The sequence below is a fragment of the Stenotrophomonas sp. HMWF023 genome, from assembly GCF_003060985.1.
Classification (GTDB): domain Bacteria; phylum Pseudomonadota; class Gammaproteobacteria; order Xanthomonadales; family Xanthomonadaceae; genus Stenotrophomonas; species Stenotrophomonas lactitubi.
This window is the reverse complement of the sequence record NZ_QAIJ01000092.1, coordinates 68856-81325: the sequence shown is the minus strand read 5'-3', so window position 1 is coordinate 81325 and position 12470 is coordinate 68856. Positions and strand designations below refer to the sequence as shown.

Annotated in this window: 13 protein-coding genes and 1 pseudogene; 8 read left to right on the top strand and 6 right to left on the bottom strand. The window is 65.7% G+C overall.

Features of this window, described 5'->3' with window-relative positions:
- From DBR20_RS04660 to DBR20_RS04635, 6 genes and pseudogenes are all read left to right on the top strand, one after another.
- A pseudogene (locus DBR20_RS04660) lies at positions 1–108 on the top strand (single-stranded DNA-binding protein); the annotation flags it as partial.
- Between the two features lie 78 nt (positions 109–186).
- On the top strand, positions 187–1059 hold the full coding sequence (locus DBR20_RS04655; RefSeq protein ID WP_108265362.1) for a hypothetical protein: 873 nt from the start codon (positions 187–189) through the stop codon (positions 1057–1059).
- A gap of 215 nt (positions 1060–1274) precedes the next feature.
- Positions 1275–2165 carry a TIM barrel protein gene (locus DBR20_RS04650; protein WP_108265361.1) on the top strand — a complete coding sequence of 297 codons (891 nt, stop codon included), beginning with the start codon at positions 1275–1277 and terminating at the stop codon, positions 2163–2165.
- A 27-nt stretch (positions 2166–2192) separates the two neighbouring features.
- Positions 2193–3878 (top strand): GMC family oxidoreductase, encoded by a 1686-nt coding sequence (locus DBR20_RS04645; RefSeq protein WP_108265360.1) that lies wholly within the window; start codon positions 2193–2195, stop codon positions 3876–3878.
- Positions 3878–4453, top strand: a complete 576-nt coding sequence (locus tag DBR20_RS04640; RefSeq protein WP_108265359.1) for a gluconate 2-dehydrogenase subunit 3 family protein — start codon at positions 3878–3880, stop codon at positions 4451–4453. Before DBR20_RS04645 ends, DBR20_RS04640 begins: the two co-directional genes overlap by 1 nt.
- Positions 4438–5211 carry a DUF1080 domain-containing protein gene (locus DBR20_RS04635; RefSeq protein ID WP_108265358.1) on the top strand — a complete coding sequence of 258 codons (774 nt, stop codon included), beginning with the start codon at positions 4438–4440 and terminating at the stop codon, positions 5209–5211. The genes DBR20_RS04640 and DBR20_RS04635 overlap by 16 nt, the downstream gene beginning before the upstream one ends.
- A gap of 10 nt (positions 5212–5221) precedes the next feature.
- Here the strand turns inward: DBR20_RS04635 and DBR20_RS04630 are convergent, their stop codons facing one another.
- The 5 genes from DBR20_RS04630 to DBR20_RS04610 are packed head-to-tail and all read right to left on the bottom strand — an operon-like array spanning position 5222 to position 9853.
- On the bottom strand, positions 5222–5518 hold the full coding sequence (locus tag DBR20_RS04630; RefSeq protein WP_108265357.1) for a cytochrome c: 297 nt from the start codon (positions 5516–5518) through the stop codon (positions 5222–5224).
- 14 nt (positions 5519–5532) lie between these two features.
- Entirely contained in the window at positions 5533–6399 is an 867-nt protein-coding gene (locus tag DBR20_RS04625; protein WP_108265356.1) for a sugar phosphate isomerase/epimerase, read from the bottom strand.
- A gap of 19 nt (positions 6400–6418) precedes the next feature.
- On the bottom strand, positions 6419–7543 hold the full coding sequence (locus tag DBR20_RS04620; RefSeq protein ID WP_108265355.1) for a Gfo/Idh/MocA family oxidoreductase: 1125 nt from the start codon (positions 7541–7543) through the stop codon (positions 6419–6421).
- A 12-nt stretch (positions 7544–7555) separates the two neighbouring features.
- Positions 7556–8773 carry a nucleoside permease gene (locus tag DBR20_RS04615; protein ID WP_108265354.1) on the bottom strand — a complete coding sequence of 406 codons (1218 nt, stop codon included), beginning with the start codon at positions 8771–8773 and terminating at the stop codon, positions 7556–7558.
- Positions 8774–8800: 27 nt separating this feature from the next.
- Positions 8801–9853 (bottom strand): sugar phosphate isomerase/epimerase family protein, encoded by a 1053-nt coding sequence (locus DBR20_RS04610; RefSeq protein WP_108265353.1) that lies wholly within the window; start codon positions 9851–9853, stop codon positions 8801–8803.
- A 95-nt stretch (positions 9854–9948) separates the two neighbouring features.
- Between DBR20_RS04610 and DBR20_RS04605 the strand changes: the two genes are divergently transcribed.
- Complete coding sequence (locus DBR20_RS04605; RefSeq protein WP_108265352.1) at positions 9949–10956, top strand: LacI family DNA-binding transcriptional regulator; 1008 nt, start codon at positions 9949–9951, stop codon at positions 10954–10956.
- Positions 10957–10996: 40 nt separating this feature from the next.
- Here the strand turns inward: DBR20_RS04605 and DBR20_RS04600 are convergent, their stop codons facing one another.
- Positions 10997–11389: a DoxX family protein gene (locus DBR20_RS04600; RefSeq protein WP_108265351.1), complete on the bottom strand. Its 393-nt coding sequence runs from the start codon at positions 11387–11389 to the stop codon at positions 10997–10999.
- 224 nt (positions 11390–11613) lie between these two features.
- Between DBR20_RS04600 and DBR20_RS04595 the strand changes: the two genes are divergently transcribed.
- A partial coding sequence (locus DBR20_RS04595; protein ID WP_258223208.1) for an alpha/beta fold hydrolase occupies positions 11614–12470 on the top strand: 857 nt, incomplete at its 3' end.

Here is a 12470-nt window from a genome sequence, read left to right as displayed (position 1 = left end):
GGCGGCAACCAGGGCGGCGGCTACGGCCAGCAGCGTCCGCAGCAGCAGCAGCCGCAGCAGTCGGCGCCGCCGATGGATGACTTCGCTGACGACGATATCCCGTTCTGATTCCCGCCAGGCTCCGGCCTGCAGAACCCCGGCAAGGCCCAGCGCCTGCCGGGGTTTTTTGTTGTAGCGTGGGTGCACATGACGCCCTTCCGCATTGCCACCGTGGCCCTGCTGCTGATTCTCGGCGGCTGCGGCGACGTCGGTAGCGGTGCTGGCCAGCGAGAAGCGCCTGCGGCCGCGCCACCGGGCCTGCCTGCGACGATGTCGCGCACACCGCATTTCATCATCCACAGCGCGGCGACCCCGGAACAGACCGCTGCGGTCGGCGTGGCCGTGGAAGCGCTGCATCGGTCCTATGCCATGACCGTGGGGCAGCAGGGCACCGCTGAGGCCTTCCAGTTGGTGCTGTATCGCGATCAGGCCGACTTCAAGGCACACAACCGCAGCAGCCCATGGGCCGAGGCGTACTACCGTCGGCCCCATGCCTTTGCCTACCCGGGCGAGGGCGACGCACCCCATCAGTGGATGCTGCATGAGGTGACCCACCAGCTGTTGGCCGAGGCCAGTGGCCTGGCGCCGCGGCGTTGGATGAACGAAGGCATGGCCTGCTACTTCGGCGCCAGCCGGCTTTCAGGCGGAGTGCTGCACGTGGGCGCGCCGGATCCGGCCAGCTATCCGGTCTGGTGGCTGGGCGAACTGCGGTTCGACAGCGCCGGGCGCCCCAGCCTCGAAAATGCGCAGTTGCCCACCCTGCGCCAACTGGTGGAGGACAGCGGGCCGCCGGTCGCCGAGCACGTGAACGGCTATTACCTGGCGTGGTGGAGCCTGGTCCACTACCTGATGGAAGGCGATGGTCAGGCCCATCGTCGGCAAGCCCTGCTGCTTCTGCACCGCCGCGGAGATCCTGCCGCATTCCAGCAGCTGATCGGCAGCTATGCGGACGTCGAGACGCGCTGGCATCAACACCTGCGCGCGCTGGCCCGGGCGCAGGGTCAACGCGAGATGCCCTGAGCCCCGTACGCGCTCGTTTCCCGCAGTGCCGGTGCGCTGCACAGCTTCCGCCGCTCAGTTGCGATGGCACCGGAATCGGCCTTGCCGTTGTGCCCCGCAGCATGGACTTTCGTGCACTGCGTCTTGCAAAAAAACAATTTCCTCCCCATGGTGCAATCGATTGCATTGCAGCGAAGTCGTCAGCGTTTGATACCGGTTGGGAGGCCGGAAAGTGGATGTCCATCCATTCGATCAGACCGGGCCCGGGGCTCACGCGGCGCGATGCGCTGCGCATCGCGGTTGCCGGCAGTCTTGGCCTGGGTGCTGCGGGCGTTCTGCCTGCGTTTGCAGCCACCGCGCCGCTCAAGGGCAACCTGAAGCATTCCGTCGCGCGCTGGACCTTTCCCGAGCAGTCGATTGCCCAGCTTTGCCAGACGGTGAAGGGCATCGGGTTTGCCGCCATCGATCTGGTGGGCCCGGAGGACTGGCCCACGCTGAAGGCCCATGGCGTATACAGCTCGATGTGCAACGGCGCCGAGCTGGGCCTCACCAAGGGCTTTGCCGGCCGCGAGTTCCACGATCAACTGGTGGAGCGCTACACGCGGCACATCGACCTGGTCGCCGATGCCGGCTACCGCAACCTAATCTGCTTTTCCGGCAACCGCAACGGCATGGATTCCCAGGAGGGCATGGCCAATGCCGAAGCGGGGCTCAAGCGCATCCTCGGTCACGCCGAGAAGCGCGGTGTGGTGCTGGTGATGGAACTGCTGAACTCCAGGGTCGATCACCACGACTATCTGTGCGACCACTCTGCCTGGGGCGTGGAGCTGTGCAAGCGGCTTGGCTCGGACAACTTCGGCCTGCTGTACGACATCTACCACATGCAGATCATGGAGGGCGACATCATCGCCACCATCGGCAAGCACCATGCCTGCTTCAAGCATTACCACACCGCCGGCGTGCCTGGACGGCATGAGATCGGGGACCAGCAGGAGCTCAATTACCCCGCCATCTGTCGCGCGATCCGCGACACCGGTTTCGAGGGCTATCTGGCGCAGGAATTCATGCCTGCAGCGCCTGATGCCGTCGGCTCGCTGCGCGAGGCAATCCGCCTCTGCGACGTCTGAAACGATATCCACCCAGGTGATAGACCCATGGCAGATAATCATTACGACGCCATTGTTGTTGGCTCGGGAATCAGTGGCGGTTGGGCGGCAAAGGAATTGACCGAGAAGGGCCTGAAGGTCCTGATGCTGGAACGCGGACGCAACATCGAGCACGTCAAGGACTACGTCAATGCGATGAAGGAGGCGTGGGACTTTCCGCATCGCAACCGGCCTACCCAGGCGATGAAGGCCGATTTCCCGGTGCTGATGCGCGACTACGCTCTGGCCGAGAACCTGCAGGGCATGTGGGCCGACGAACAGGAGTCGCCCTACATCGAGACCAAGCGATTCGACTGGTTCCGCGGCTACCACGTCGGCGGTCGCTCGCTGATGTGGGGCCGTCAGAGCTATCGCTTCTCTGACCTGGATTTCGAAGCGAATCTGAAGGACGGCATCGCCGCCGATTGGCCGATCCGCTACGCCGACATCGCACCCTGGTACGACCATGTGGAGAAGTTCGCCGGCATCGCTGGCACGCGTGAAGGGTTGGACGTGTTGCCGGACGGCGAGTTCCTGCCGCCGATCCCGTTGAACATCGTCGAAAAGGACGTGGCCGCGCGGATCCAGAAAGCCTTCGGCGGAACGCGCCATATGATCCACTCGCGCACGGCGAACATCACCAAGCCCATGCCCGAGCAGGGCCGCGTCAACTGCCAGTACCGCAACAAGTGCATTCTCGGCTGTCCCTTCGGTGCTTATTTCTCGACCCAATCGGCAACGCTGCCGGCGGCGATGAAGACCGGCAACCTGACGTTGCGGCCGTTCTCGATCGTCAAGGAAGTGCTCTACGACAAGGACCGCAAGCGTGCGCGCGGCGTGGAGGTCATCGACGCAGAGACCGGCCAGACCTACCAGTACACGGCCAAGGTCATCTTCCTCAACGCGTCCTCCTTCAACTCGACCTGGCTGCTGATGAACTCGGCCACCGATGTGTGGGAAGGCGGGCTGGGCTCTTCGTCCGGCGAACTGGGGCACAACGTGATGGACCATCACTTCGGTGCGGGCGCCTCCGGCCGGGTCGAAGGCTTCGAGGACAAGTACTACTTCGGGCGTCGTCCCTGCGGTTTCTACATTCCACGGTTCCGCAACGTCGCTGCCGACAAGCGCGGTTACCTGCGCGGGTTCGGCTACCAGGGCGGTGCCAGCCGCACCGGCTGGTCGCGCGAGATCGCCGAGCTCAACATCGGTGCCGATCTGAAGGAGGCGCTGACCGTGCCGGGTGACTGGCGCATCGGCATGACCGGCTTCGGTGAAATGCTGCCGCACCACGACAATACGATCCGCCTGGACCGGGACCGCAAGGACAAATGGGGGCTGCCGGTGCTGGCGATGGACGTAGCCATGCGCGCCAACGAACTGGCGATGCGCAAGGACATGGCCGCCGATGCCGCCGAGATGCTGGAGGCGGCTGGCGTCAAGGACGTGAAGATGCACGACAGCGACTACGCCCCGGGCAAGGGCATCCACGAGATGGGGACCGCGCGCATGGGGCGTGACCGCAGGACCTCCGTGCTGAACCAACACAACCAGGTGTGGGATGCGCCCAATGTCTATGTGACCGACGGTGCCTGCATGACCTCCAGCGCCTGCGTGAATCCCTCGCTGACCTATATGGCGCTGACCGCGCGCGCGGCAGACCATGCCGTGCGCGAACTGAAAGCGGGGAATCTCTGATGGATCGCCGCGAACTGCTGAAGATGATCGTCGCCGCCACCGGCGCGGCCATGGTCGGCCTGCCTGCGCTTGTCCATGGGCAGGCGCCGGCTGCCGGTACGAAGCCTCACTTCTCCGACGCCGATGTCGGCACGCTGGATGAGATCGCCGAGACCATCCTGCCACGGACCAAGACGCCGGGGGCGAAGGATGCCGGCGCCGGTGCTTTCATGGCGACGTTCGTCAGCGACTGCTACACCGCCCGGCAGCAGGCGACGTTCCGCGCCGGCCTGGCCGATATCGACAAGCGCGCCGGCGGCCGCTTCGTTTCACTCGCGCCGCAGGCCCGTACCGAGCTGCTACGCGCGCTGGATGCCGAGGCCAGGAAACACGCGGTCGAGGTAACCGAAACCGGCACTGCCGAGGAAGCAGAAGCGATGCCGCACTACTTCACGATGATCAAGCAGCTGGCCATCTTCGGCTTCTTCACCTCGAAGGTCGGTGCGACCGAAGTGCTGCAGTACGTCGCCGTGCCGGGGCGCTACGACGGTGCCCTTGCCTATGTTCCCGGCACACCTGCATGGGGGACCAGCTGATGGATGACACCATGATGATCGGCCCTCTGCTGATCGCTGCCGGCCTGCTGGCCGCGCCATCTGCTTTTGCGCAGGCCGGTGCCGATCCTGCGCGCGATCCGAAGAAGACCGAGGTGTGGACGCCCGTGCCAGCGGTCGTGGCCACGCCTCCAGGCAGAGCGCCCTCCGATGCGATCGTGCTGTTCGATGGCAGGGATCTTTCGCGCTGGGAGTCCGAGCAGGGTGGACGCGTGCCTTGGACCGTAGCCGACGGGGCGCTGACCGTGGTGCCGGGCAGCAAGGGCATCCGCAGCAAGCAGCGTTTCTGCGACATCCAGTTGCATGTCGAGTGGCGCACGCCTGTCGAAACCAAGGGCTTCGAGGGCCAGAACCGGGGCAACAGCGGCATCTTCCTGCACGAGCTGTACGAACTGCAGGTGCTCGACAGCTACAACAACCCGACCTATGCCAACGGTCAGGCGGGCTCCATCTACAAGCAGGCCATGCCGCGGGTGAACGCCTCGCGTGCACCAGGCGAGTGGCAGGCGTACGACATCCTCTGGAAGGCACCGCGCTTTTCGCCGGGTGGCGGGCTCACTTCGCCCGCGCGTATCACCGTGCTGCACAACGGCGTGCTGGTGCAGGACGACACCGTGCTGGCGGGCAAGACCGAGTACATCGGTGCGCCCTCGTACTCGCCGCATGCGTGCGCGCCGATCTATCTGCAGGAGCATGATTCCAAGGTCAGCTACCGCAACATCTGGGTGCGCGAGCTGTAACGGCTGCCTGTTACTTCGCCAGGAAACTGGCGATGTCATCGATTTCCTGCTGCGAAAGCTGGGAGAAGGGCGGCATCAATCCGCCGCCCTTCCGAATCTTGTCCTTGATCTGCGCCGGTTGCAGCCGCTTGCTGACGTCGGTCAGCGCGGGGAACGCGCCCGGCATGCCCGCACGGTCTGCGCCATGGCAGGCCGTGCAGTTCGCGGTGTAGAGCTTGGCACCGGCGGCAGGGTCATCTTTGCACCACGCCGCAGTCGTAAACACAGCACTGGAAAGAACCACGGCCACTGTCAGGATCGTCTTCAAGGAGTGCTCCTTCGCTAGCGCTGTGCGCTGGCAGGCAGGGTGACGGTCAGGTGTTCCCGCAGGTAGTCCGCGCCGGTCTGGATGACCTTGGCCGGGTCGCGCGGCTGGTCGTGCTCGACGATGTACCACTGCACGCCGGCCTTTGCCGCGGCAGGCAGGATAGCCTTCCAGTCGAGCACGCCCTGGCCGACGGCGGCGAAGCCACCTTCGTCTTCGGCCTGGCCTTTGGGGGCGTTGTCCTTGGCGTGTACCGCGAACAGCCGACCGCGGAACGTTGCCAGCATCACCGCCGGATCCAGGCCCGCACGCGCCACCCAGGCCAGGTCCAGCTCGGTCTGCAGGTCGGGCCCGGCGGCTGCGAACAGCAGTTCCAGGCCGGTCCTGCCATTGAAGTCGACCAGCTCGAAATCGTGATTGTGGTAGGCCAGGCGCATGCCCTTGGCGCGTACCTGTTTCGCGATCCTGCCCAGCTCCTGGCCCAGTGCGGTCCAGCCCGCGGCGTCTGTCGGCCGATCCTTCGCGTCCAGGTATGGCACCACCAGCGTGGTGTTGCCGATCGATCGGTTGAAGGCCACCACGCCGTCCAGGTCCTTGCGCAGCTCAGCCAATGGCACGTGCGATGAAACCGCCTTGATCGAATACCTGTCCAGCAACCGCTTGAGTTCAGTGGCGCTGACGCCCTGCGTGCCCACCGTTTCCACCGCACCTACGCCGGCGTCGTGGACGATCTTCAACTGCTGGTCGAGCGAGCCGGCATTGCGCAGGGTGTACATCTGTACCGCGATGGGTTTCTGCGGGCCGGCAGCTTCGCGTGCGAGAACGGGCAGGGCAGCGAGCAGCAGCAGTGCAAGAGTCGCAGCTCTACGAACAGGGGTGTTCATCAAAAGATCCTCCCGGGATTCAACCGATGGCGGTCCAGGCGCGCGTCCTGGCCGATGTGATGACGCGGTCGACGATCTGCGCCGAGCGCATGCCGTCTTCGAAGGTGGGCAGGCCTTCGGGCCGCTCGCCTTCGATGGCGCGATAGGTGTCGGCGACAAATGCCTCGAAGCAATGGCCATAGCCTTGTGCGTGCCCCGCCGGCAGCACCGACAGCCGGCGTTGTTCGGCACTGCCGGCGCCCGGTCCACGCACGAAGACTTCCTCGCGCTGGTCGGGCAGGCCGATCCACAGCCGCTCGGCGTCTTCCTGGTTGAACGCCACGCTGGCCTTTGCACCATCAATCTCGAACCAGAGACGGTTGTGGCGTCCGGCCGATACCTGGCTGACCGTCAACGACGCCAGCGTACCGGCGCCGGTGCGGAACATCGCCGCGGCCACGTCCTCGCTGGTGACCGCCTGCATCGCGCCACCGGCCGCTGCTGTTGTGAAGCTCTGCCCGGTGTCGGTGCTGCGTTCGGCGATCACCGTGTCGAACGCTGCGCTGACCTCGGTGAAACGCTGGCCGCTGACCCATTCCACCAGATCGCACCAGTGCGAGCCGATGTCGGCGAACACGCGAGACGCGCCGCCCAGTGCCGGGTCCACGCGCCAGTTGTTGCTGGCCGGGTCCAGCAGCCAGTCCTGCAGGTAGCTGCCATGGATCAGGTGCAGCGGTCCCAGTTCGCCCTGCGCGATGCGTGCGCGCGCCTCGCGGACCACCGGGTGGTAGCGGTAGATGAAGGGCACCGTGGCGATCAGTCCAGTCGCGGCAGCCAGCGCAGCCAGGGCCTTGGCGTCTTCCAGCGTGGTGGCCAGCGGCTTCTCGCAGATCACGTGCTTGCCGGCCTGCAGTGCGGCCTGTGCCATGGGGTGGTGCAGATGGTTGGGTGTGCAGACATGCACCACCTGGACCTGTGGATCGGCGACCACCTCCTCGATGTCCCGATAGGCACGCGGAACATTCCACGACTGCGCCACTTCAAGCGCGCGCTGCGGCGAGGATGCGGCCACGCCACGGATGTCGGCACCCGCCAGCAGTGCCGCACGACGATGCACGGCACCGATCATGCCGGTGCCGACGATGGCGATTCCAATCTTGGGCATCGGTTGAGATCCTCAGCGAGTGGAAGGCGCGGCCGCGACCACCGGCCGGTCGCGGAACAGCAGCAGGAAGGCGATCAGCACGACCAGCGCCACACCTGCCGGGAACAGCCAGATCTGCTGCCAGTCCGGGCCCGCCGCCGTGGTGTAGTGCTCCACCACCGCGCCGGACAGGAACGTGCCGATCAGCATGCCTACGCCGTACGTGGCCAGGGTGATGAAGCCCTGCGCGCTGCTGCGCGTGGCGGGTCCGGCATGCGCATCGGTGTAGATCTGGCCGGTGACGAAGAAGAAGTCGTAGCAGATGCCGTGCAGCACGATGCCGATCACCAGCAGCGAGAAGCCGCCGCCCGCATCGCCAAAGGCGAACATGACGTAACGCACCACCCACGCGGCCATGCCCACCGCCAGCATCGTCTTCACCCCCAGCCGCACGAACAGGAACGGCATGGCCAGCATCAGCAGGACTTCGGAGACCTGTCCCAGCGACTGCAGGCCCGCTGCGCCGCGCACACCGAGATCATTGAGGTACGGGTTGGTGAAGTTGTAGTAGAACGCCAGCGGGACGCAGATGGCGATCGAGGCCAGGAAGAACACCAGATACGAGCGCGATTTCAGCAGCCGCAGCGAATCCAGCCCCAGGATCTGCCCCAGTCCGGCATCGCGCTGCTGCGCCAGCGGCGGCGTGTGCGGCAGGGTGAACGCATACAGGCCCAGCGCCAGTGACGCCATCGCCGCCATCCGGAAGGTCAGCTCAAGCCGGTGTGCCTGCTCCCAGCCCAGCCAGCCGATCAGCACGCCCGCCACGATCCAGCCGACGCTGCCGGCCACCCGCACCAGCGGGAACTGTTTCTCGGGCGATTGCATGTGCCGCATCGCCACGCTGTTGGCCAATGCCAGCGTCGGCATGAACAGCAGCATGTAACCCATCACGCAGGCGAAGAACATACGGAAGTCGGTTGCCGTGGACGCCAGCCACATCAGCACCGCGCCGGCCAGGTGCAGAACCGCGAGAATGCGTTGCGCTGCGAAGTAGCGATCCGCGATCAGGCCGACCAGGAAGGGGGCCACGATGGCGCCGATGGACTGGCTGAGGAACGCCGTTGCCACCTGGCTTGCACTTGCCTGCAGCGGGCCTTGGACGAGATAGGTTCCCAGGGTCACGAACCACGCTCCCCAGATGAAGAACTGCAGAAACATCATCGCGCCCAAGCGCGACATCGCGTGCGTCATGGCTTGCCCTCCCGGGGCGGTATCGGCTCAGATTCCCAGCATGCGGTGCAGTGATTGCGGGTCCGTGCCGCTGTCGGCAAAATCGTCGAAGGCGCGTTCGGTCACGCGGATGATGTGGTCGCGGATGAAAGCGGCTCCTTCCCGTGCACCGTCTTCCGGGTGCTTCAGGCAGCACTCCCACTCCAGCACTGCCCAGCCGGGGAAGTCGTACTGCGCGAATTTCGAGAAGATCGCCTTGAAGTCGATCTGGCCATCACCGGGTGAACGGAACCGGCCCGGACGATCGATCCAGTCCTGGTAGCCGCCATACACGCCACTGCGCGCGCTGGCGTGATATTCCGCATCCTTGACGTGGAAGATGCCGATGCGGTCGTGGTAGCGGTCGATGAAGCCGAGGTAGTCCATCTGCTGCAGCAGCAGATGACTGGGGTCGTACAGGATCTTCGCGCGGGGATGGTGGTCCACCACGTCGAGGAAGCGCTCGAAGGTCGCACCGTCGTGCAGGTCCTCGCCCGGGTGGATCTCGAAGCACAGGTCCACGCCGCACGCGTCGAACGCATCCAGGATGGGGCGCCAGCGGCGGCCGAGTTCGGCGAAGGCTTCTTCCACAAGACCAGGCGGGCGTTGCGGCCACGGATAGAAGTACGGCCAGGCCAGCGCGCCGGAGAACGTGGCATGCGCGGTCAGTCCCAGGCGCTGGCTCGCTTTGGCAGCCAGCAGCAGCTGCTCCACCGCCCAGGCCTGGCGGGCGACAGGATCGCCGCGTTTGTCCGGCGGCGCGAATCCGTCGAACAGGCTGTCGTAGGCGGGATGGACGGCGACCAGTTGCCCTTGCAGGTGGGTGGACAGTTCGGTGATCTGCAGACCATGTCCGGTCAGCATGCCGGCGATGTCGTCGCAGTACGCCTGGCTGTGCGCCGCCTTGGCCAGATCGAACAGGTGGGGCGCGCTGGTCGGCACTTGTAGGCCAGAATAGCCCAAGCCCGCGGCCCATCCGGCCAGCGTGTCCAGCCGATCAAAAGGAGCTGTGTCGCCGATGAACTGCGCCAGGAACAGCGCTGGACCCTTGAGCGTCTTCAACGTGATTCGCCCTCGATGCAATCGATTGCATTATCCTAGCAGGGGCTCACGCAGGACCTGTTGTGCACTGCACAGCGGACAGGAGAACTAACGCCATGGCCACCATCTACGACATCGCAAAGCACGTCGGCGTCTCTGCCGGAACGGTGTCGCGCGCACTGTCCCGGCCGGACAAAGTCCTGCCGGCCACCCGCACGCGCATCGAGCAGGCCGCTGCGGCGCTGGGCTATGTTCCCAACACGGTGGCCAGGACGCTCAAGACCCAACGCAGCGGCAAGATCCTGGTCACCGTGCCGGACATTGCCAACCCGTTCTTCGCGCAGATCCTGCAGGGTGCGGAAGACGCGGCGCAGGCCGTCGGCTACGCCGTCCTGCTGGGCGATACCCAGAACCTGCCCGAGCGCGAGGAGCGCTACGCGCAGATGCTTCGGCGCAACGAGGCCGATGGCCTGATCGTGCTGGGGCATCGCCTGCCGCCGACGGCACGCGATATCGTCGAGCAACGCGGCGCCGCCGCGCCGGTGGTCAACGGCTGCGAATTCGACCCCGCGCTGGGCATTCCCAGCGTCCACATCGACAACGCCGCCGCCGCGCGCGCAGTGATGGAACACCTGTACGGGCTGGGGCACGAGCGGATCGCCGTGGTAGGTGGGCCGCCCGACAATCCCCTGCACACGCAACGGCTGGAAGGGGTTCGCGCTGCCGGCAGGGCGCGTGGCCGTCTGCGCCACCTCAGCGTCGTGCCGGGTGACTTTTCCGTGGAGTCCGGCCATGCGGCCGCGATGGCGCTGTTGGCCGTCGCGCCGGCGCCCACCGCGATCTTCTGCTTCAGCGACCAGATGGCGCTGGGTACCCTGGCAGCCTGCCGGGATCTGGGCGTCCGCGTGCCGGATGACGTCTCCATCGTCGGCTTCGACGACCTGGCGTCATCGCGTTACCTGACGCCTCCGTTGACGACCATCAGGCAGCCGATGCGGGAGATCGGCGAGCGCGCAGTCAATCTGCTGCTCGCCATCATCGAACAGGTCGACGTGCCGCGTCAGCAGACGCTGGAGTTCAGCCTGATGGTGCGGGGCTCGACGGCTGCGCCCAGACGCGGCTGAGCGCAACGGCGAGGCGGCATGATGCCGCGCTTTCTCCGCCTCAGGGCTTGCCGCGCTTTGCGTCCACGCTGTAGCGCCCTGGCCCGTTGCATGCCAGCAGCAGGAAGCCGCCGGCGATGGCCAGATTCTTCAGGAACATGATCTGCTGCACCTGGTCTGCGAGCTGGTGGTGGAAGATGAAGGCCGTGACCAGGCTGAAGGCGGCCAGCACGGCTGCCACTGCCCGGGTCTGGAAGCCGAACAGGATGCACAGGGCCGTGCCGATCTCGAACAGGATGGTGGGCCACAGCAGGATGCCGGGAAGACCCATCGCCGTCATGTAGCCCTGTGTTGCCGCCGGGTCGGACAGCTTGCCCAGGCCGGATACCAGGAACAGCAGCATCAGCAACACACGGGCGGCCAGCTTCGCAAGAGAGTGAAGTGATGTGTTCACGGCAACGTCCTCAGGGTGGGCAGCGTGGATGGAGGTCGAGAACCTGTGCGGCCATCGAAGCCCATCACGGGTGAAGTCGGTGTTGAGACCTATGGCCTCCGCAGCCTGCAGGACGGGCGCTTCGATTCATATCCCACACGCATGAGTGATATCCAGCTGATGCCCTGTTTCCATCAGCGCGCGGCCGTTAGCGTGGGGGCTCGCCGAATGGAGCACGTGCCCCGATGCCAGCCAGAGCTACCTTCCACACCCTTCTTCCGCGCACAGGCGTGCTGGTCGCCTTGTTGGCCGTAGCCAGCCTTGCGTCGGCGGCAGCACCGCAGCCGCTGCAGATACAACAGCAGGGCAGCCTGCTTGCCGGCGGTTCGGCCGCCACTGCGCCGGGTACGTTCGATCCCTATCACCCGCTGGCGCCAGAAGGGCAGACCTTCCATGGCGACCATGTCTATGCGTTCTATCAGATACCGGTAAATGCCCGGCCATTGCCGATCGTGATGCTGCACGGTGCGGGGCAGTCGTCCAGGAGTTGGGAAACCACGGCCGATGGGCGCGAAGGTTTCCAGAACCTCTTCCTGCGCCGGCGCTTTGCGACCTACCTGCTGGACCAGCCCCGGCGCGGAAAGGCCGGCAGGAGCATGGTCGAGCAGGCCATCAAGCCCGTGGCCGATGAGCAGTTGTGGTTCAACCAGTTCCGCATCGGTGTATGGCCCGACGCGTTCGCGGGCAGCCAGTTCCCGCCTGGCGGAGTCGCCCGCGAGCAGTTCTTCCGCTCCATGACGCCCAATACCGGGCCCTACGACAGCGCGGTTGTCGCCCAGGGGATCTCCGCGCTGCTGGACAAGACCGGTCCGGCGATCCTGTTCACCCATTCGCAGGGCGGCGGGCCCGGTTGGCTTGCCGCGATCAGCAACCCCGGCGTGCGCGCCATCGTTGCGTTCGAGCCCGGCAGCGATTTCGTGTTTCCCGAAGGCGAAGCACCGGCAGCCATCACCAGCGCATTCGACACGCTTGTGCCACGCGTCGTTGCGCAGGACCAGTTCGATACGCTGACCCGCATTCCGATCCTGATCTTCTACGGCGA